Below are 20,027 nucleotides of genomic sequence, written 5' to 3' on the forward strand. Positions count from 1 at the left end.
CGTGCTCATAAGACTTCTCCGAACCCACCTCCGGCCTCATCGAAAACCCATCGCCCTGCTCGTCCTGCTCCAGTTCCTGGCGACCTGCGCGAGCCTCTATCTGCCGACCCTGAACGCCGACATCATCGACGACGGTGTCGTGCACGGGGACACCGGTTACATCCTGCGGTTCGGGGCGCTGATGATCGGCGTCTCCGTCTTCCAGGTGCTCTGCAACATCGGGGCCGTGTACTTCGGCGCGCGGACCGCCTCCGCGCTCGGCCGGGACGTGCGCGCCGCCGTCTTCGACCGGGTGCAGTCCTTCTCGGCGCGGGAGGTGGGCCAGTTCGGCGCGCCCTCGCTGATCACGCGGACCACCAACGACGTGCAGCAGGTCCAGACGCTGGTCCTGATGGCGTTCACGCTCATGGTGACCGCGCCCATCATGTGCGTGGGCGGCATCGTGATGGCGCTGGGCCAGGACGTGCCGCTCTCCGGTGTGCTGCTCGCCGTGGTGCCGGTGCTCGGTGTGTCGGTGTCGCTGATCGTGCGCCGGATGCGGCCGCTGTTCCGGACCATGCAGGAGCGGCTCGACACGGTGAACCGGGTGCTGCGCGAGCAGATCACCGGCAACCGCGTCATCCGTGCCTTCGTGAAGGACGGGTACGAGCAGGAGCGCTTCCGGGGTGCCAACGCCGAGCTGACGGACGTGTCGATGGCGACCGGCCGGCTGATGGCGCTGATGTTCCCGACCGTGATGACGATCGTGAACGTCTCCAGCGTGGCCGTCGTCTGGTTCGGCGCGCACCGCATCGACAGCGGCGGGATGCAGATCGGTGCGCTGACCGCCTTCCTCGCCTATCTGATGCAGATCGTGATGGCCGTGATGATGGCCACCTTCATGTTCATGATGGTGCCGCGGGCCGAGGTGTGCGCCGAGCGCATCGAGGAGGTCCTGTCGGCCTCGTCCAGCGTGGTGCCGCCGGCCGACCCGGTACGGACGCTGGACCGGCGCGGGCACCTGGAGGTCAGGGGCGCCGGCTTCCGCTATCCCGGGGCGGAGGAGTCGGTCCTCAAGGACGTGGAGCTGGTGGCGCGGCCCGGGGAGACCACGGCGATCATCGGGTCGACGGGCAGCGGCAAGTCGACCCTGCTGGGTCTGGTGCCGCGGCTGTTCGACGCGACGGACGGCGAGGTGCTCGTCGACGGGGTGGACGTGCGGCGGCTCGACCCGCGGCTGATGGCGCGGACGGTGGGGCTCGTCCCGCAGAAGCCGTACCTCTTCTCGGGGACGGTGGCGACGAACCTGCGGTACGGGAAGCCGGACGCGACCGACGAGGAGCTGTGGCACGCGCTGGAGGTGGCCCAGGCCGCCGACTTCGTGACGAAGCTGGAGCACGGGCTGAACGCGCCGATCGCGCAGGGCGGCACCAACGTGTCCGGCGGGCAGCGGCAGCGGCTGGCGATCGCGCGGACGCTGGTGCAGAGGCCGGAGATCTACCTCTTCGACGACTCCTTCTCCGCCCTCGACTACGAGACGGACGCGCTGCTGCGGGCCGCGCTGGCCGAGGAGACGGCGGACGCGACCGTGGTGATCGTCGCCCAGCGGGTGTCGACCATCCGGGACGCCGACCGGATCGTGGTGCTGGACGAGGGCCGGGTCGTCGGCACCGGCCGGCACCACGAGCTGATGGCGGGGAACGAGACGTACCGGGAGATCGTGCTCTCCCAGCTGACCGAGGCGGAGGCAGCCTGATGGCCGGTCCTGGCGGACGCATGATGGCCGGGGGCGCCCCGGGTGAGCGGTCCATGGACTTCAAGGGCTCGGGGAAGCGGCTGCTGCGGCAGCTGGCACCGGAGCGCGGGGCGCTGTGGATGATGGTGCTCACCTGTCTGCTGGCGGTGGTGGGCTCGGTGGTCGGGCCGAAGATCCTGGGCCGGGCGACCGACCTCGTCTTCGCCGGCGTCGTCGGGCGGCAGATGCCCGAGGGGTCGACGAAGGCCGAGGCGATCGAGCGGCTGCGGGCCGCGGGTGACGGCGGGATGGCGGACATGCTGTCCGGCGTCGACTTCGTCCCGGGCCGGGGCATCGACTTCGGCGCGGTCGGCACGGTGCTGCTGTGGGTCCTGGCGATCTACGTGGCGGCGGGCCTGCTGATGCTGGTCTCGACCCGCATGTCGATCCTGGTGATCAACCGGACGGTCTACCGGATGCGGGAGGACGTGCAGCGGAAGCTGGCGCGGCTGCCGCTGTCGTACTTCGACAAGGCGAAGCGCGGCGAGGTGCTGTCACGGGCGACCAACGACATCGACAACATCTCGCAGACGCTCCAGCAGTCGATGGGCCAGCTGATCAACTCGCTGCTGACCATCGTCGGCGTGCTGGCGATGATGTTCTGGATCTCGCCGCTGCTGGCGCTGGTGGCGCTGGTGACGGTGCCGCTGTCGGTGGTGGTCGCGGCCCGGATCGGCAAGCGGTCGCAGCCGCACTTCGTGCAGCAGTGGAAGTCCACGGGCGCGCTGAACGCGCACGTGGAGGAGATGTACAGCGGGCACGCCCTGGTGAAGGTCTTCGGGCGGCAGGACGAGTCGGCGCGGGACTTCCGCGAGCAGAACGAGGCGCTGTACGAGGCCGGGTTCAAGGCGCAGTTCAACAGCGGCATCATGCAGCCGGTGATGTTCTTCGTGTCGAACATCAACTACGTCCTCGTGGCGGTGGTCGGCGGGCTGCGGGTGGCGAGCGGCACGCTCTCCATCGGTGACGTGCAGGCCTTCATCCAGTACTCGCGCCAGTTCTCGATGCCGCTGACGCAGGTCGCGTCGATGGCGAACCTGCTGCAGTCGGGTGTGGCCTCGGCCGAGCGGATCTTCGAGCTGCTCGACGCCGAGGAGCAGGAGCCGGACGCCCCGGCGGCCGAGCTGCCGGCCGACCTCAAGGGCAAGGTGGCCCTGGAGCACGTGTCCTTCCGCTACGAGCCGGACAAGCCGCTGATCGAGGACCTGTCGCTCACGGTGGAGCCGGGGCAGACGGTCGCGATCGTCGGGCCGACCGGGGCCGGGAAGACGACCCTGGTGAACCTCTTGATGCGGTTCTACGAGGTGACGGGCGGCCGGATCACCCTCGACGGGGTGGACATCGCGCGCATGACCCGGGAGCAGCTGCGGGCCGGGATCGGCATGGTCCTGCAGGACACGTGGCTGTTCGGCGGAACGATCGCGGAGAACATCGCGTACGGCGCGACGCGCGAGGTGAGCCGGGCGGAGATCGAGGAGGCGGCGCGGGCCGCGCACGCCGACCGGTTCGTCCGCACGCTGCCCGACGGGTACGACACCGTCATCGACGACGAGGGGTCGGGCGTCAGCGCCGGTGAGAAGCAGCTGATCACCATCGCGCGGGCGTTCCTGTCGGACCCGGTGATCCTGGTCCTGGACGAAGCGACGAGTTCGGTCGACACCCGGACCGAGGTGCTGATCCAGAAGGCGATGGCGCGGCTGGCCCACGGGCGGACCTCGTTCGTGATCGCGCACCGGCTCTCCACGATCCGGGACGCGGACGTGATCCTCGTGATGGAGGACGGCTCGATCGTGGAACAGGGCACGCACGAGGAGCTGCTGGCGTCCGGCGGGGCCTATGCCCGGCTGTACGCGGCGCAGTTCGCGCAGGCGGTGGCCGAGGTCGACTGAGCCTCCGGCCGGCGGTTCGAGCGCGGGGTGGCCCGTGCCGCGTGACACGCGGCACGGGCCGCTCGCTGCCGGTGGGCTTCAGTCCAGGTAGCCGCGCAGCTGGTCGGCGTAGGTGTGGTCGCGGAGTTTGCCGAGGGTCTTGGACTCGATCTGGCGGATGCGTTCGCGGGTGACGCCGAAGATCTGGCCGATCTCCTCCAGGGTGCGGGGGCGGCCGTCGTCGAGGCCGTAGCGGAGCTGGACGACCTGCCGTTCCCGTTCGCCGAGCGTGGAGAGGACGTCCTCCAGGTGGCGGCGGAGGAGCAGGAAGGCGGCGGACTCGACGGGTGAGGCGGCGTCGCCGTCCTCGATGAGGTCGCCGAGGGCGACGTCCTCCTCCTCGCCGACGGGGGCGTGGAGGGAGACGGGTTCCTGGGCGAGGCGGAGCACCTCCCCGACCCGTTCCGGGGGGAGGCCGAGGTGGGCGGCGACCTCCTCGGGGGTGGGTTCGTAGCCGCGTTCCTGGAGCATGCGGCGCTGGACGCGGATGACGCGGTTGATGAGTTCGACGACGTGGACGGGGACGCGGATGGTCCGGGCCTGGTCGGCGAGGGCCCGGGACATCGCCTGGCGGATCCACCAGGTGGCGTAGGTGGAGAACTTGTAGCCGCGCGCGTAGTCGAACTTCTCCACGGCCCTGATGAGGCCGAGGTTCCCCTCCTGGACGAGGTCGAGCATGGTCAGGCCGCGGCCGACGTACCGTTTGGCGACGGAGACGACGAGGCGGAGGTTGGCCTCGATGAGCTTGCGTTTGGCGATCCGGCCGAGGACGACGATGCGGTCCAGGTCGTGGGCGAGCCGGGTGTCCAGGTCCGGGGTGCGGGCCAGTTTCTCCTCGGCGAAGAGTCCGGCCTCGACGCGGCGGGCGAGGTCGACCTCCTCCTCGGCGGTGAGGAGCGGGATGCGGCCGATCTCGCGCAGGTACTGGCGGAAGAGGTCGTTCGAGGGGCCGTTGCCGCCGGGTTCGGGCCGTCGGCGGGGGCGCGGGAGCGGGATCTCCGGTGCGGCGGCCAGGTCGGCGGGGGACGGTTCCTGAGGCACGGTCTGGGTCTGCACGGGGGGCGACCTCCGGGGTGGGTGATCGCTGCCGGTACGGGGGGTGGGCAGCGGGACGGCACCGTGACCCAGTGTGGGGTACGACACACCGCCGCCACGAGGGGCGTGCGGTGACTTTTTGAGACCGCCGGGTCACCGACCGTCAGAGCGCGGCGGCCCCGTGATTGCGGAGGGACTGCCCGTACTGGGTGAGCACCCACAGTTCGTTCTGGACGGCGGCGACGCGCTCGGGGTCGCCGTGGGCACCGAGGCGGGCGAGGGTGCCCTGGACGTCGCGGATGCGGCGGTCGACGGCGCGGAGGCGGACGGTGACGAGCTGATCGCCGGCGTAGGCCTCGTCGACGGTCTTGGCGAAGATCGGTTCGACGGCGAGTTCGGTGACGAGGGCGCGGACGGTGTCGTCGGGGGCGGCCTCGCGCACGGCGGCGAGGTAGTCGGCGGGTGCGCCGGTGGCGCCGCCGGCGTCCTCGATGCACCGGCGGACGGCCGCGTAGGGCGGGGCGGTGAACTCGTCGATGCCGTAGGCGTCGAAGGCCGGGGAGACGAGCGCCGGGTACTGGAGGGCGAGCTTGAGGAGTTCCCGCTCGGTACGGTGCGCGGGGCTGCGCAGGTTGAGCGCGGGTCCGGCGGGCGCGGCGGGCGCCCGGACCGGGGCGGGCGCCTGCCGGTGGCGGGCGGGCTCCTGGCCGGGGCCCTTGCCGCCGCCCTGGCGCTGCCAGCGGGCGATCTGGGCGACCCGGCGGACGACGAACTGGGTGTCGAGGATGCCGAGCATGCCGGCGAGCTGGACGGCGACCTCGTGCTGGGAGGCGACGTTCTTGATGCGGGCGACGATGGGCGCGGCCTCGTCCAGGGCGGCGGCCCGGCCGGAGGGGATCTCCAGGTCGTAGCGGTTCACGATCTGGCGCAGCGCGAACTCGAAGAGGGGCGTGCGGGGCTGGACGAGTTCGGCGACGGCCTCGTCGCCCTTGGCGAGCCGCAGGTCGCAGGGGTCCATGCCGTCGGGGGCGATGGCGATGTAGGTCTCGGCGGCGAACTTCTGGTCGTCCTCGAAGGCGCGCAGGGCGGCCTTCTGGCCGGCGGCGTCGCCGTCGAAGGTGAAGATCACGCGGGCCGAGCCGTTGTCCATGAGGAGCCGGCGGAGGATCTTGATGTGGTCGCCGCCGAAGGCGGTGCCGCAGGTCGCGATGGCCGTGGTGACACCGGCGAGGTGGCAGGCCATGACGTCGGTGTAGCCCTCGACGACGACCGCCCGGCTGGTCTTGGCGATCTCCTTCTTGGCGAGGTCGATGCCGTAGAGGACCTGCGACTTCTTGTAGATCGGGGTCTCGGGGGTGTTGAGGTACTTGGGCCCGTTGTCGTCCTCGCGGAGCTTGCGCGCGCCGAAGCCGACGACGTCGCCGCCGACGTCCTTGATGGGCCACATGAGCCGGCCGCGGAAGCGGTCGATGGGGCCGCGGCGGCCGTCCTGGGAGAGGCCGGAGAGGATCAGCTCCCGGTCGGAGAAGCCCTTGCCGCGCAGGTAGCGGGTGAGGTGGTCCCAGCCGGCCGGGGAGTAGCCGACGCCGAAGTGCTCGGCGGCGGCCTGGTCGAAGCCGCGCTCGGCGAGGAACTTGCGGCCGATCTCGGCCTCGGGCGAGCCGAGTTGTTCGGCGTAGAAGCGGGCGGCGACGGTGTGGGCCTCGACGAGGCGGACGCGCTCACCGCGCTGGTGGCCGGGGTTGTAGCCGCCCTCCTCGTACCGCAGGGTGATGCCCGCCTTGGCGGCGAGGCGTTCGACCGTCTCGGAGAAGGAGAGGTGGTCGATCTTCATCACGAAGGCGATGGTGTCGCCGCCTTCCTGGCAGCCGAAGCAGTGGAAGAGTCCCTTGCTGGGGCTGACCTGGAAGGAGGGCGACTTCTCGTCGTGGAAGGGGCAGAGGCCCTTGAGGTTTCCGCCACCGGCGCTGCGGAGCTGGAGGTACTCGGACACGACGGCGTCGATCGGGACCGCGTCCCGGACCGCCTTCACGTCGTCATCGTTGATCCTGCCTGCCACGCGTGAAGTCTACGGGGGGCGCGGGACTACTTGGCGAGGCTCTCCAGGGGGACGGAGGGGTCGGCGAGGGCGTCGGGGTCCACGGCCGCCCGGGAGCGGATGAGGCGCTGGATCGGGTCTGTGACGTCCCACACGTTCACGTTCATGCCGGCCAGCACGCGGCCCCGCTTCAGCCAGAAGGCGATGAACTCGCGCTTGCCGGTGTCGCCGCGGACGACGACCTGGTCGTACGAGCCGGGCGGCGCCGAGCCGGAGTACTCCATGCCCAGGTCGTACTGGTCGGTGAAGAAGTACGGCACTCGGTCGTAGGAGACGGTCCGCCCGAGCATGGCGCGGGCGGCGGCGGGGCCGCCGTTGAGGGCGTTGGCCCAGTGCTCGACGCGGAGCCGGGTGTGGAGGAGGGGGTGGTGGGCGGCGGCCACGTCGCCGGCGGCGTAGATGTCGGGGTCGGAGGTGCGCAGCGACTCGTCGACGGCGATGCCGCCGCCGTCGGCGCGGTCGACCAGGGCGAGCCCGGAGTTCTCGGCGAGGGCGGTGCGGGGAGCGGCGCCGATCGCGGCGAGGACGGCGTGGGCGGGGTGCTCCTCGCCGTCGTCGGTGCGGACGGCGAGGACCATGCCGTCCTGGCCGACGATCTCGGTGAGCCGGGCGCCGAAGTGGAAGCGGACGCCGTGGCCGGTGTGGAGGTCGGCGAAGATCTGGCCGAGTTCGGGGCCGAGGACCCGGTGGAGCGGGGTGGGGTCGGATTCGACGACGGTGACCTCGGCGCCGTAGCCGCGGGCGGCGGCGGCGACCTCCAGGCCGATCCAGCCGGCGCCGGCGATCACGAGGTGGCCGTTGTCGCGGCCGAGGCCGGCGAGGACCTGGCGGAGCCGGTCGGCGTGGGCGAGCCGGCGCAGGTGGTGGACGCCGGCGAGGCCGGTGCCGGGGACGTCGAGGCGGCGCGGTTCGGAGCCGGTGGCCAGGAGCAGCTTGTCGTAGCGGATGACGGTGTTGTCGCCGAGGCGGACGGTGTGTTCCTCGCGGTCGACGGCGGTGACGGGCTGCCCGAGGTGGAGCTCGATGTCGTGGGCCGCGTACCAGGCGGGGTCGTGGACGAAGGCGCTGTCGCGGTCCTTGGCGCCGGTGAGGTAGCCCTTGGAGAGGGGTGGGCGCTCGTAGGGGTGGTCGCGTTCGTCGCCGATGAGGATCACCCGGCCGTGGAACCCCTCCGCGCGCAGGGTCTCCGCCGCCTTGGCGCCGGCCAGTCCTCCTCCGACGATGACAAAGGTCTGATCTGCGTCGACCACGTCGATTCCTCCTCGTTGCGACCGCTTCCAACCTACGCCCCCGGGAGTTGTCCGGGCCGTACCGGCCGGGGGCGTGCCTGCGAGCGTCCCGCACGGGCGGGAGTGACGCCAAGAGGGCGTCCCCGGCCCCGGTGCCGTGGGGAAGGAGCGCGTCCTCAGCCCCGGTGCGGGTGGAGGCGGGCGTGCAGGGCGCGGGCGGAGGCGTCGGTGAGGGAGGCGATCTGGTCGACGATCACCCGCTTGCGGGCCCGGTCGCCGGGCGCGGCGTCGAAGAGGGCCCGGAACTGGGGTTCGAGGCCGTCGGGGGCGCGGGCGACGAGGGCCTCGGCCAGTTCGGCGACGACGATCCGCTGGTCGGCGCGGAGGGCTTCCTGTTCGGCGCGCTGCATGACGTACCGGTCGGCGACGGCCTTGAGGACGGCGCACTCGTTGCGGGTGGCGCGGGGGACGACGAGTGCGGCGCCGTAGCGGGTGAGGCGGCCGGAGCCGTACGCCTGCCGGGTGGCGCCCTCGGCGGCGAGGCAGAAGCGGCCGATGAGCTGGCTGGTGGCGTCCTTGAGGCGGGCCTGGGCGACGGCGGAGCCGTCGTAGCCGTGCGGCCACCACTCCTGCCCGACGAGCCGGTCGAGCGCCTCGGCCAGCTCCTGCGGGTCGGTGTCCTCGGGTACGTAGCGGCCGACGGCGACGGCGAAGATGTCGGCGCGCTCGGGCTCGGCGAGCAGCAGGTTGGGGTCGATGTGCCCGGCGTGCAGGCCGTCCTCGAAGTCGTGGACGGAGTAGGCGACGTCGTCGGACCAGTCCATGACCTGGGCCTCGAAGCACTTGCGGTCGGCGGGGGCGCCGCGCCGGACCCACTCGAAGACCGGCAGGTCGTCCTCGTACACGCCGAACTTGGGCGAGCCGGGGTCGGTGGGGTGGCCGCCCCGGGGCCAGGGGTACTTGGTGGCGGCGTCGAGGGCGGCCCGGGTGAGGTTGAGGCCGACGCTGACGGGTTCGCCGTCGGCGTCCCTGACGAACCGCTTGGGCTCGATGCGGGTGAGGAGGCGGAGCGACTGGGCGTTGCCCTCGAAGCCGCCGCAGTCCTTGGCGACGTCGTTGAGGGCCTGCTCGCCGTTGTGCCCGAAGGGCGGGTGGCCCATGTCGTGAGAGAGGCAGGCGGCCTCCACCAGGTCGGGGTCGCAGCCGAGCGCGGCGCCGAGCTCCCGGCCGACCTGGGCGCACTCCAGGGAGTGGGTGAGCCGGGTGCGGGGGCTGGCGTCCCAGGCGTGGCCGCGGGTGCCGGGCGTGACGACCTGGGTCTTGCCGGCGAGCCTGCGCAGCGCGGCGGAGTGCAGGACGCGGGCGCGGTCGCGCTGGAAGGCGGTGCGGCCGGGGCGTTTGTCGGGCTCGGCGGCCCACCGCTCGGTCGCGGCCTGGTCGTAGCCGGGGGTGTTCTGGGCCGGGGGTTCCGTGATGCCTTCCATGGGTCGACGGTAACCGGAGGGGCCGACAGAAGCGCTCAGATGGCGGCGAGTTCCCGTACGGGGACGGTGGGGCGGCCGGTGACGGCGCGGTCGTAGCGGTGCAGGACGAGCCGGGCGAGGGCGGGGTGGTCGCCCAGCGGCTCGGCGGCGATCCAGGGGGCGTGGGCGGCGCTGCGGGTGGCGAAGAGGCCGGGCGCGGTGAAGCAGGAGGCGACGGCGGTCCTGTGGCGGCCCCGGGCGGCGAGGGCGCGCAGGGCCTCGGGGACGGTGGGGGCGGCGGCGGAGGCGTACGCGGGGACGACGGGCACGCCTCCGAGGCGTTCGCCGAGCAGGTCGGCGATCTGGCGGAGGGTGGCGGCGGAGCGGGGGTCGCGGGAGCCGGCGGAGGCGAGGACGACGCCGGTGGCGCGGGAGGCGGAGTCCGCGGCGGTCCACCCGGCCAGGGCGAGGCGGTCGGCGAGGGCCTCGACGAGCAGCGGGTGGGCGCCGAGCGGCTCGGCGGCGCGGGCGCGGAGGGCGGGTACGGCGGCGAGAGCGGCGGGCAGGTCGTGGGTGACGTGGTGGCCGGGGGCGAGGAGGAGGGGGACGAGGACGGCCTCGCGGCCCTCGGCGGCGAGCTCCGCGAGGACGTCGGGCAGGAGCGGGGCGTTCAGCTCGATGTGGGCGGGGCGTACGTCGAGCCCGGGCCGCAGCTCCCGGACCCGCCGCAGGAGCCGGGCGAGCGTGTCGCGGGCGCGCGGGTCCCGGCTGCCGTGGCCGACGGCGACGAGGACGGGGCGGGGGGCGGGAGCGGGGGCGGGCCGGGCGTGGGTGGTACGGCCGGGGGCCGCGGGCTCGCGGGGGGTGCGGGCCGGGGCGGTGCGGGGTGCGTGGGGGCGGGGCATGGTGGGGACCTCCTCCTCGGGCTTCCGTGGCGGGGGGCCGTACGGACGCACCGCGCCGAGCTGGGTTCCGAGCTGGTCGGTGAACCGGCCGAGCAGCCCGGCGGCGGTGGCGAGCGTGCTGTCCGGCTCCGTCATGGACCGATCCTCGCGGCGGCACGTTGCCGCCCCGTTGCGCCGCGGTCACGACTGCCGTTCCGGGACCGCCCCCGTGTGTTTCGGCGGTCTCACACCGGCGGGACCCGGGGCGTCAGGCGGCGTCGAGCCAGATCCGCAGGGGGCCGAGCTCCCCGAAACCGGCGGCGCGGGCGGCGGTGAGGTCGTCGCCGGACTCGTAGCCGACGACCGGGAGCGCGGGGTCGGCCAGGGCGAGGACGCCGGCCCAGGCGTCGGCGGGGTCGGTGCCGTCCGTGGCGAAGAGGTTGGAGACGCCGGTGACGCGGGCGCGGGCGGTGAGGACGGCGCCGGCGACGACCCGCCCGTCCTCGCCGTGGCCGGCGACGAACGTGGTGTCCGGGTCGGCGAGGAGGGCCGCCGGGAAGAGCGTGGCTTCCGTCGCGTCACCGCCGCTCCAGGCGGTGGCCCAGGCGGCGAGCTCCTCCGGGGTGCGGACGGGGCGCCAGCCGGCCGGGGCGGAGGCGCGGGGCGGGCCGGCGGGGCGGTGGATCCAGGTGGCCTCGAAGAGGAGCCGGAAGCCTTCGGCGCCCAGGTCGAGCCGGGCGTGACTGTCCTTGACGGAGGCGCCGGGGACGGTGCGGTCGATGCCGGTGAGGACGTCGGCGGCGGTGGCGTCCCCGGTGAGGGTGACGGCGTCCGGATAGTACGGAGGGGTGCGCCGGGGGTTGGTCCAGGCGCGGTGTCCGAACGCGCCGGGGAGGCCGTGGGCGCGGCAGAGGGTGTGGCACCAGTCGGCGTTGTCGCGGACGGCGTGGTCGAGGAGGGCCGCGCGGGCGGCGGCGTCGGTGATCACCCACGGATCGTACGGACGTCCCCTCATACCCCTCCCCCCTTTTTTCATTCCGGATCACGGAATATCTTTTCCGTTATGAGAATGTCTCTCGCGCCGCTCCCCCGCCGCGTGACCGCGGAGTTCGTCGGGACCGCGGCCCTCGTCGCCGTCGTCGTCGGCTCCGGCATCCGCGCCGACTCCCTCAGCCAGGACATCGGTGTCCGGCTGCTCGCCAACTCCCTCGCCTCCGCCGTCGGCCTGGGCCTGCTCATCGCCCTCCTCGGCCCGCTCTCCGGCGCCCACTTCAACCCCGTGGTGACCCTCTCCGAGTGGTGGTCGCGGCGGCCCGGGAACGGCGGACGCGAGGCCCTCGCCTACATGGCCGCGCAGCTCGCGGGCGCGGTGTCCGGCGCCCTGCTCGCGGAGGCGATGTTCGGCCGGACGCCCGGGGTCCTGGCCACCGCGCCCCGGTCCGAACCCCACCTCCTGCTCGGGGAGGCCGTCGCGACCGCCGGACTCGTCCTCGTCGTCCAGGGCCTGCGCCACACCGGCCGCGCCTCCCTCGCCCCGGTCGCCGTCGCGGGCTACATCGGCGCGGCGATCTGGTTCACCTCCTCCGGTTCGTTCGCCAATCCGGCGGCCACCGTCGGCCGCTCGCTCACCGACTCCTTCACCGGCATCGCGCCCGCCTCCGTGCCCGCCTTCGCGGCCGCGCAGCTCCTGGGCATGGTGCTCGGCATGGGCCTGGCGGGTGTGCTCTACGGAACAGAACGGCGCTCGGCCGAACCGAACCCCGCCCCCGCGCGTCGGACGGGGTGACAGAACGGTCCCGATCCACGGAGGTTCCCCATGCCGGTACGGCTCGGCCGGTGGCTGCCCCGGCTCCCGCGCACGGTCCGGGGGCGCCGCCGCGCCGTCCGGGCGGTGATGCTCGGCGCCTGTCTCGCGCTCGCCCCCGTGACCTGGACGCACACGGCCTCGGCCGGGAAGCTGCGTACCACCGCCGACGTGCCCGCCAGGGACGTCGCCCTCGTCTTCGGCGCCGGACTGTGGAACGGCCGGCCCACCCCGTACCTGGCGCACCGGCTCGACACCGCCGCCGAGCTGTACCGGACCGGCAAGGTGCGGGTGCTCCTCGTCACCGGTGACAACAGCAGGACGGCGTACGACGAGCCCAGCGCCATGCGGACCTACCTGACCGCGCGCGGAGTCCCGGACGCCCGCATCGTCAGCGACTACGCGGGCTTCGACACCTGGGACTCCTGCGTGCGGGCCCGCCGGATCTTCGGGGTCGACCGGGCGGTCCTGGTCAGCCAGGACTTCCACGTCAAGCGGGCGGTGGCGCTGTGCGGACGGGCGGGGGTGGAGGCGTACGGGGTCGGGGTCCCCGAACCGCACGACGGCACCTGGTACTACGGCACCACCCGGGAGATGGTCGCGGCGGCCAAGGCCGCGCTCGACGCGGGGCTGCGCCCCGATCCGCGGTTCCTCGGGCCGGCGGAGAGGGGCGTCGCCGAGGCCCTGGCCTCCCCGGCCCCGCCGGACCGCGCCGCGTCCTGACCGCCCGCCCGGCGGTCCTGACCTCCCCCACCCGGCGGCCCTCGTCCCGCCCCGCCCGCGCGCCCCGACCTCACCCGGCCGGCCGGCCGCGGCGGAGGACGGAGCACCGCGGTTGTAATACGGCGCGCCGCCCCGCGTAACACGCGCGACGCAGGATGACGCCATGTCCGAGGTCACCACCGTCCCCACCCACTGTCCCTACTGCGCCCTGCAGTGCGGGATGTCGCTCCGCCCGACCGGCGTTCCGGAGCTGCCCGCCGAGGTGGTCGACCGGACCGACTTCCCCGTCAACCGGGGGGCGCTGTGCGGCAAGGGCCGCACCGCCCCCGCCGTGCTCTCCTCCCGGGTCAGGCTCACCGAGCCCCTGGTCCGGTGCCCTGACACGGGGGCCCTGCGGCCCGCGTCCTGGGAGGAAGCACTCGCCGCCGTCGCCGACGGGCTGCGCCGGACCCGCGCCGACCACGGGCCCGACGCGGTGGGGGTCTTCGGCGGCGGCGGCCTCACCAACGAGAAGGCGTACGCCCTCGGCAAGTTCGCCCGGCTCGTCCTCGCCACCTCGCAGATCGACTACAACGGCCGCTTCTGCATGTCCTCGGCGGCCGCCGCGCACCAGCGGGCCTTCGGGCTCGACCGGGGGCTGCCCTTCCCGCTCGAGGACATCCCGAGGACCGGCTGCGTGATCCTCGTCGGCTCCAACCTGGCCGAGACCATGCCGCCCGCGCTGCGCTATCTCACCGAGCTGAAGGAGAACGGCGGCCGGCTGATCGTCGTCGACCCGCGCCGCACCCGCACCGCCGAGCAGGCCGACCTCCACCTCGCGCCGCGTCCCGGCACGGATCTGGCGCTCGCGCTCGGCATGCTGCACCAGGTGGTGGCCGAGGGCCGGGTCGACGAGGAGTTCGTCGCGGAGCGGACCACCGGCTGGGAGGCGGCCCGCGCCGGGGCGATGGCGCACTGGCCGGAACTCGTCGAGCGGATCACCGGCGTCCCGGTGCCCCTGCTACGGGAAGCGGTGCGGATGTTCTGCGAGGCGGAGAACGCCATGGTGCTCACCGCGCGCGGCCCCGAGCAGCAGTCCAAGGGCACCGACACCGTCGGCGCCTGGATCAACCTCTGCCTCGCCACCGGCCGCGCCGGGCGGCCGCTCAGCGGCTACGGCTGTCTCACCGGCCAGGGCAACGGCCAGGGCGGGCGCGAGCACGGCCAGAAGGCCGACCAGCTGCCCGGCTACCGCAAGCTGGACGACCCGGCCGCCCGCGCGCACGTCGCCGGGGTGTGGGGGGTGGCACCCGAGACGCTGCCCGGGCCGGGGCGGAGCGCGTACGAACTCCTCGACGCGCTCGGCGGGGAGGTGCGGGCGCTGCTCCTGATGGGCTCGAACCCGGTGGTGTCCGCCCCGCGCGCCGCGCACGTGGAGGAGCGGATCCGGTCGCTGGACTTCCTCGCCGTCGCCGACGTGGTCCTCTCCGAGACCGCCGCGCTCGCCGACGTGGTCCTGCCGGTGACGCAGTGGGCCGAGGAGACCGGCACGATGACCAACCTGGAGGGCCGGGTGCTGCTGCGCCGCCGGGCGCTCACCCCGCCGCCGGGGGTCCGCACGGACCTGGAGGTGCTGCACGGGCTCGCCGCCCTGCTCGGCTGGGAGAAGGGCTTCCCGGCGGAGCCCGAGGAGGTCTTCGAGGAGCTGCGCCGCGCCTCGGCGGGCGGCCCCGCCGACTACGCGGGGATCGACTACGGGCGGATCGAGCGGGAGCAGGGCGTCTTCTGGCCCTGCCCGGACCCGGACCACGCGGGGACGCCGCGTCTCTTCCTGGACCGGTTCGCGACCGCCGACGGGCGGGCCCGGTTCGTGCCGGTGGTGCACCGGGCGGCGGCCGAGGAGACGGACGCCGACTACCCGGTGGTGCTCACGACGGGCCGGGTGGTCTCCCAGTACCAGTCGGGGGCGCAGACGCGGCGGGTGGACGAGCTGAACGCGGCGGCGCCGGGCCCGTTCGTGGAGCTGCACCCGCGCCTGGCGGAGCGGCTCGGGGTGGCCGAGGGCGAGCCGGTGGCGGTGGTGTCGCGGCGCGGGAGGGCGGTGGCCCCGGCCCGGATCACGACCGGGATCCGCCCGGACACGGTCTTCATGCCGTTCCACTGGTACGGGGAGGGCCGGGCGAACACGCTGGTGAACCCGGCGCTCGACCCGGTCTCCCGGATGCCCGAGTTCAAGGTGTGCGCGGTCCGGCTGGAACGCGGCTGAGCACAGGCGAACCGAGCCGGGAAAAAAGGGGGGCCGTGAGTCCGGCTTCAGCGCCCGGAGGCGAACCGAGCCTGGCATGGAGGGGAGGGGGTTCCCGGCAGCAGGGCCTCCTCCTCGATGGCGGTGCGGCCGAGGAGGAGGCGGTCGTGGTGGTACGCGCCGGGGCGGAGCGTGCCGTGGACGAACCATGGCAGCGTCACGGGGCGCCGACCTCTCTTTCCAGCCATTCCCGGTAGGCGGCGGAGACGCGGACGACGGGGGTGGCGAGGATCTCGGGGGTCTCGTAGTCGTGGGCGGCGAGGAGGTGGGCCTCCAGGGCCTCGTAGCGGGCCTCGGTCGTCTTGAACTCGACCTGCCACTCCTCGGCGGTCTCGATCGCCTTCTGCCAGTGGTAGACGGAGGTGAGGGGGCCGGAGACCTGGGCACAGGCGGCGAGCCGTGCCTCGACGGCGCCGCGCGCGAGCGCCGCCGCCTTGTCCGCGCTGTCGGTGGTGGTCCGTACGGTGAGGACGCCGGGGGTGTGGGGCGTGCGGGTGCCGGGGGCGGGTGGGGTCACGTCCTCACCGTACCGGGGGCTCAGGCCCGGGTGAACTGGGCGGCGTACAGCCGGGCGTAGGCGCCGCCCGCGGCCAGGAGTTCCTCGTGGGTGCCCTGTTCGGCGACGGCCCCGCGTTCGAGGACGAGGATGGTGTCGGCGTCGCGGACGGTCGAGAGCCGGTGGGCGACGACGAAGCTGGTGCGGCCGGCGCGCAGGGTGGCCATGGCGCGCTGGACGAGGAGTTCGGTGCGGGTGTCGACGGAGCTGGTCGCCTCGTCCAGGACGAGGATGGCCGGGTCGGAGAGGAAGGCGCGGGCGAGGGTGACGAGCTGGCGTTCGCCGGCGCTGAGCCCGCCGCCGTCCTCGTCGAGGACGGTGTCGTAGCCGTCGGGGAGGGTGCGGATGAACCGGTCGGCGTGGGCGGCCTCGGCGGCGGCGACGATCCGTTCGCGCGGGACCTCGCCGGGTGCCCCGTACGCGATGTTCTCGGCGATGGTGCCGCCGAACAGCCAGGTGTCCTGGAGGACCATGCCGATCCCCGACCGCAGGTCCTCGCGGGCCATGGCGGCGGTGTCGACGCCGTCCAGGGTGATGCGGCCGCCGGTCGGTTCGTGGAAGCGCATCAGCAGGTTGACGAGGGTGGTCTTGCCGGCGCCGGTCGGGCCGACGACGGCGACGGTCCTGCCGGGCTCCACGGTGAGCGAGAGGTTCTCGATGAGGGGCCGGCCGGGCTCGTGGCGGAAGGAGACGCCGTCGAGGACGACCCGGCCGCGCGGGTGCGCGGGCCGGCGGGGTTCGGCCGGATCGGGGGTCTCCTCCTCGGCGTCGAGGAGTTCGAAGACCCGCTCGGCGGAGGCGACCCCGGACTGCAGGAGGTTGGCCATGGCGGCGATCTGGGTGACGGGGCCGTTGAACTCGTACGAGTACTGGACGAAGGCCTGCACGTCGCCGACGGTCAGGGTGCCGCTCGCCACGCGCAGTCCGCCGGCGACGGCGACGACCACGTAGGTGAGGTTGCCGACGAGGGTGAGGGCGGGCTGGATGAAGCCGGAGACGAACTGGGCGCGGAAGCTCGCCCGGTGCAGTTCCCCGCCGAGTTCGTCGAAGCGGCGGACGGCCTCCTCGCGGCGGCCGAAGGCGACGACTTCGGTGTGGCCGGTGACCGTCTCCTCGACGTGGCTGCCGAGCCGGCCCGTGACGTCCCACTGGCGGATGAACTCGGGCTGGGCGCGGCGGCCGATGCGGGCGGCGACGGCGAGCGAGACGGGCACGGTGGCGAGGGTGACGAGGGCGAGCAGCGGGGAGATCCAGAACATCATCGCCAGGACGCCGACGAGGGTGAGCAGGGCCCGGATCATCTGGCTGAAGGCCTGTTGGAGTGTCTGGGTGATGTTGTCGATGTCGTTGGTGGTGCGGGAGAGGACCTCGCCGCGCGGCCGGCCGTCGAGGTACGTGAGGGGCAGCCGGGCCAGTTTGTGCTGGGCCCGCTCGCGGAGCCGGTGGCCCGCCCGCTGGACGACGGTGGTGGCGAGCCGCTGCTGGAGCCAGGTGAGGAGGGCCGAGCCGGTGACGACGGCGACGGAGAGGGCGAGGATCCGGCCGACGGCGGTGAAGTCGACGCCGGCGGGGCCGCCGGCGCCGGTGACGACGAGGTCGGTGGCGCGGCCGAGGAGGAGCGGGGAGAGGACGGCGAGGAGGACGGCCGCGGTGGCGGCGGTGATGACGGCGGCGAGGCGGACGCGGTCGGGGGCGAGGACGCGCAGCAGGCGCAGACCGGAGGCGCGGAAGTGCAGGGAGCGTTCGACGGCGGGGACGGGCAGGCCGGGGCCGCGGACCGGGGGGCCGCCGCGGGCGGGGGCCGTGGACCGCTCGGATCGGGGGGCGGTCGCGGTGCTCACGCTGCTTCCTCCTGGGTGAGCTGGGAGTGGACGATCTCGCGGTAGGTGGGGTCGGTACGCAGGAGTTCGTCGTGGGTGCCGGTGGCGGTGGCGCGGCCATGGTCGAGGACGACGATCCGGTCGGCGTGGCGGACGGTGGAGACGCGCTGGGCGACGATCACGACGGTGGCGCCGGCGGTCTCCTCGCGCAGGGCGGCCCGCAGCCGGGCGTCGGTGGTGGCGTCGAGGGCGGAGAAGGAGTCGTCGAAGAGGTAGACGCGGGGGCGGACGACGAGGACGCGGGCGATGGCGAGCCGTTGGCGCTGGCCGCCGGAGAGGTTGGTGCCGCCCTGGGTGACGGGGGCGTCGAGGCCGCCTTCCCGTTCGCGGACGAAGTCGGCGGCCTGGGCGACCTCCAGGGCGTGCCACAGTTCCGCGTCGGTGGCGTCGGGGCGGCCGTAGCGGAGGTTGGAGGCGATGGTGCCCTCGAAGAGGTACGGCTTCTGGGGGACGAGTCCGACGGTCGCGGCGCGCAGCGCGGGGTCGAGGTCGCGGACGTCGGTGCCGTCGACGAGGACCCGGCCCTCGGTGGCGTCGAGGAGGCGGGGCACGAGTCCCAGCAGGGTGGATTTGCCGCTGCCGGTGGAGCCGATGACGGCGGTGGTCTCGCCCGGTCCCGCGGTCAGGCGTACGCCGCTGAGGACGGGTTCCTCGGCGCCGGGGTAGCGGAAGCCGACGTCCTGGAGGTCGAGGCGGCCGGGGCCGGGGAGCCGGCGGACCGGTGTGGTGGGCGGGGTGAGCGAGGGCCGGGTGCCGAGGACCTCGCGGACGCGCTCGGCGGCGGCCTCGGCGCGGGGCATGTGCATGAGGAGGAAGAGGCACATCATCACGGACATGGCGGTCTGGAGGAGGTAGCCGAGGAAGGCGACGAGTTCCCCGGGCTGGAGGGTGCCGGCGTCGATGCGGCGGGCGCCGAGGTGGACGAGGGCGACGGTGGTGAGCTCCCAGACGACGAGGACGATCGGGTACATGAGGGCCTGGAGCCGGCCGGCGCGGAGGCCGACGGTGAGGAGTTCGTCGTTGGCGGCGGCGAACCGGGCCCGTTCGTGGCGGTCGCGGACGAAGGCGCGGACGACCCGGACGCCGGTGATCTGTTCGCGCAGCACCCGGCCCACCCGGTCGAGGCGTTCCTGCATGCCGCGGAAGAGGGGGCGCATCCGCAGGACGACGGCGCCGACGGCGCCGGTCATGACGGGCACGAACAGGAGCAGGACCAGGGCGAGCGGGACGTCCTGGCGCAGGGCGAGGGCGAGTCCGCCGGCGCACAGGAGCGGGGCGGCGACCAGCATGGTCAGGACGAGGACGGTGAACGTCTGGATCTGCTGGACGTCGTTGGTGACGCGGGTGACGAGGGTGGCGGTGCCGAAGCGGGCGCGTTCGCGGGCGGAGAAGTCCTGGACCCGGCGGAAGACCTCGGAGCGCAGGTCGCGGGCGACGCCCATGGCGATGCGGGCGCCGGTGTAGGTGGCGGCGGCGGCCGCCGTCCCCTGGAGGAGGGTGACGGCGGCCATCGTGGCCCCACCGGTGAGGACGCGGCCGGTGTCGCCGCGCAGGACGCCGTGGTCGATGACACCGGCGTTGAGGGCGGGCAGGGCGAGGGAGGCGAGGGTCTGGACGAGCTGGAGGAGGACGAGGAGGGCGAGGAGGGCGCGGTGGGGGCGCAGGCGCCCGGCGAGGAGTCGCAGCAGCGTCATGACGGACCCTCAGGCGGCGTAGGGGCGGACGGCCTTGGCGTCCTTGAGGGCGCGTCCCCACCAGGCGAGCTGGTCGAGCATGAGCTTGGCGCCGTTCTCGGGGCCGGTCGGGTCCTTGAACCGGCCGTCCTCGTCGAACAGCCCCTGGGCGTTGGGCAGGACGACGCCGTCGCGGACGGTGACGGCGTGCATCTCGGCGTAGACCTGGCGGAGCTGCTCGACGGCGCGGATGCCGCCGGAGATGCCGCCGTAGGAGACGAAGCCGACGGGCTTGGCGCGCCACTCGGTGTAGTGGCGGTCGATGAGGTTCTTCAGGGAGGCAGGGAAGGAGTGGTTGTACTCGGGGGTGAGGACGACGAAGGCGTCGGCCTGTTCCAGGACGGGGGTGACGCGGGCGAGTTCGGCGCGGACGGCGGGGTCGGGGGCGTAGGAGAGGGAAGTGGGGAGGCGGGTCTCGGCGAGGTCGAGGACGGTGAGGGTGAAGTCGGCGCGCTCGGCGACCCGGGTGCGGAACCAGTCGGCGATGACGGGGGCGAAGCGGCCTTCGCGGTCGCTGGCGACGACGAGGGCGAGGGTCAGGGGGGCGGTGGGCGCGGTGGCGTCGTTGAGGTCCATGGCCAAGATCGTGATACCTCAACCAAAGTTGAGGTCAAGCACGGATTTTCCCGGGGTTCT

Annotated in this window: 16 protein-coding genes; 5 read left to right on the forward strand and 11 right to left on the reverse strand. The window is 73.7% G+C overall.

The features are described 5' to 3' along the window. Position 1: 1 nt before the first annotated feature. On the forward strand, positions 2-1,735 hold the full coding sequence (locus ABTY40_RS00910; protein WP_352057560.1) for an ABC transporter ATP-binding protein: 1,734 nt from the start codon (positions 2-4) through the stop codon (positions 1,733-1,735). Further along, positions 1,735-3,663, forward strand: a complete 1,929-nt coding sequence (locus ABTY40_RS00915; RefSeq protein ID WP_352057561.1) for an ABC transporter ATP-binding protein — start codon at positions 1,735-1,737, stop codon at positions 3,661-3,663. The genes ABTY40_RS00910 and ABTY40_RS00915 overlap by 1 nt, the downstream gene beginning before the upstream one ends. A gap of 78 nt (positions 3,664-3,741) precedes the next feature. On the opposite strand, the gene ABTY40_RS00920 is transcribed toward ABTY40_RS00915, so the two are convergent. From ABTY40_RS00920 to ABTY40_RS00945, 6 genes are all read right to left on the reverse strand, one after another. Continuing rightward, the gene (locus ABTY40_RS00920) at positions 3,742-4,758 is read right to left on the reverse strand and encodes an RNA polymerase sigma factor (RefSeq protein WP_502990452.1); all 1,017 of its coding nucleotides are present in this window, start codon (positions 4,756-4,758) and stop codon (positions 3,742-3,744) included. A gap of 142 nt (positions 4,759-4,900) precedes the next feature. After that, a complete protein-coding gene (gene dnaG / locus ABTY40_RS00925) occupies positions 4,901-6,796 on the reverse strand; it encodes a DNA primase (protein WP_352057562.1) in 1,896 nt (631 codons plus the stop codon). Positions 6,797-6,822: 26 nt separating this feature from the next. Further along, the gene (locus ABTY40_RS00930) at positions 6,823-8,085 is read right to left on the reverse strand and encodes an NAD(P)/FAD-dependent oxidoreductase (RefSeq protein WP_352057563.1); all 1,263 of its coding nucleotides are present in this window, start codon (positions 8,083-8,085) and stop codon (positions 6,823-6,825) included. A gap of 155 nt (positions 8,086-8,240) precedes the next feature. Then, on the reverse strand, positions 8,241-9,548 hold the full coding sequence (locus tag ABTY40_RS00935; protein ID WP_352057564.1) for a deoxyguanosinetriphosphate triphosphohydrolase: 1,308 nt from the start codon (positions 9,546-9,548) through the stop codon (positions 8,241-8,243). A gap of 35 nt (positions 9,549-9,583) precedes the next feature. Then, a complete protein-coding gene (locus tag ABTY40_RS00940; RefSeq protein ID WP_352057565.1) occupies positions 9,584-10,567 on the reverse strand; it encodes a sirohydrochlorin chelatase in 984 nt (327 codons plus the stop codon). Positions 10,568-10,679: 112 nt separating this feature from the next. Continuing rightward, complete coding sequence (locus ABTY40_RS00945) at positions 10,680-11,399, reverse strand: hypothetical protein (RefSeq protein WP_352057566.1); 720 nt, start codon at positions 11,397-11,399, stop codon at positions 10,680-10,682. Between the two features lie 75 nt (positions 11,400-11,474). Here ABTY40_RS00945 and ABTY40_RS00950 point away from each other — a divergent pair, with 75 nt between their 5' ends. From ABTY40_RS00950 to ABTY40_RS00960, 3 genes are all read left to right on the forward strand, one after another. Then, positions 11,475-12,197 (forward strand): aquaporin, encoded by a 723-nt coding sequence (locus ABTY40_RS00950; protein WP_352057567.1) that lies wholly within the window; start codon positions 11,475-11,477, stop codon positions 12,195-12,197. 30 nt (positions 12,198-12,227) lie between these two features. Further along, positions 12,228-12,938: a SanA/YdcF family protein gene (locus ABTY40_RS00955; protein ID WP_352057568.1), complete on the forward strand. Its 711-nt coding sequence runs from the start codon at positions 12,228-12,230 to the stop codon at positions 12,936-12,938. 163 nt (positions 12,939-13,101) lie between these two features. Beyond that, positions 13,102-15,183 carry a molybdopterin oxidoreductase family protein gene (locus ABTY40_RS00960; RefSeq protein ID WP_352057569.1) on the forward strand — a complete coding sequence of 694 codons (2,082 nt, stop codon included), beginning with the start codon at positions 13,102-13,104 and terminating at the stop codon, positions 15,181-15,183. Between the two features lie 47 nt (positions 15,184-15,230). Here the strand turns inward: ABTY40_RS00960 and ABTY40_RS00965 are convergent, their stop codons facing one another. The 5 genes from ABTY40_RS00965 to ABTY40_RS00985 are packed head-to-tail and all read right to left on the reverse strand — an operon-like array spanning position 15,231 to position 19,967. Continuing rightward, positions 15,231-15,383 (reverse strand): gamma-glutamylcyclotransferase family protein, encoded by a 153-nt coding sequence (locus ABTY40_RS00965; RefSeq protein ID WP_352057570.1) that lies wholly within the window; start codon positions 15,381-15,383, stop codon positions 15,231-15,233. Next, positions 15,380-15,739: a divalent-cation tolerance protein CutA gene (gene cutA / locus ABTY40_RS00970; RefSeq protein WP_352057571.1), complete on the reverse strand. Its 360-nt coding sequence runs from the start codon at positions 15,737-15,739 to the stop codon at positions 15,380-15,382. The genes ABTY40_RS00965 and cutA overlap by 4 nt, the downstream gene beginning before the upstream one ends. Positions 15,740-15,759: 20 nt before the next feature. Continuing rightward, a complete protein-coding gene (locus ABTY40_RS00975; protein WP_502990453.1) occupies positions 15,760-17,619 on the reverse strand; it encodes an ABC transporter ATP-binding protein in 1,860 nt (619 codons plus the stop codon). After that, a complete protein-coding gene (locus tag ABTY40_RS00980) occupies positions 17,616-19,352 on the reverse strand; it encodes an ABC transporter ATP-binding protein (protein ID WP_352057572.1) in 1,737 nt (578 codons plus the stop codon). Before ABTY40_RS00980 ends, ABTY40_RS00975 begins: the two co-directional genes overlap by 4 nt. Before the next feature lie 9 nt (positions 19,353-19,361). Then, complete coding sequence (locus tag ABTY40_RS00985) at positions 19,362-19,967, reverse strand: NADPH-dependent FMN reductase (RefSeq protein ID WP_352057573.1); 606 nt, start codon at positions 19,965-19,967, stop codon at positions 19,362-19,364. Between the last annotated feature and the right edge of the window lie 60 nt (positions 19,968-20,027).

The organism is Streptomyces sp. NPDC126503, assembly GCF_040302405.1.
GTDB classification, from domain to species: domain Bacteria; phylum Actinomycetota; class Actinomycetes; order Streptomycetales; family Streptomycetaceae; genus Streptomyces; species Streptomyces gulbargensis.

Excerpts from the sequence above, each read along its gene's own strand:
- ABTY40_RS00960 (WP_352057569.1), top strand. The coding sequence starts at position 13,102 with ATGTCCGAGGTCACCACCGTCCCCACCCACTGTCCCTACTGCGCCCTG.
- ABTY40_RS00915 (WP_352057561.1), top strand. The coding sequence starts at position 1,735 with ATGGCCGGTCCTGGCGGACGCATGATGGCCGGGGGCGCCCCGGGTGAG.
- ABTY40_RS00935 (WP_352057564.1), bottom strand. The coding sequence starts at position 9,548 with ATGGAAGGCATCACGGAACCCCCGGCCCAGAACACCCCCGGCTACGAC.
- ABTY40_RS00950 (WP_352057567.1), top strand. The coding sequence starts at position 11,475 with ATGAGAATGTCTCTCGCGCCGCTCCCCCGCCGCGTGACCGCGGAGTTC.
- ABTY40_RS00940 (WP_352057565.1), bottom strand. The coding sequence starts at position 10,567 with ATGACGGAGCCGGACAGCACGCTCGCCACCGCCGCCGGGCTGCTCGGC.
- ABTY40_RS00985 (WP_352057573.1), bottom strand. The coding sequence starts at position 19,967 with ATGGACCTCAACGACGCCACCGCGCCCACCGCCCCCCTGACCCTCGCC.
- ABTY40_RS00955 (WP_352057568.1), top strand. The coding sequence starts at position 12,228 with ATGCCGGTACGGCTCGGCCGGTGGCTGCCCCGGCTCCCGCGCACGGTC.
- ABTY40_RS00980 (WP_352057572.1), bottom strand. The coding sequence starts at position 19,352 with ATGACGCTGCTGCGACTCCTCGCCGGGCGCCTGCGCCCCCACCGCGCC.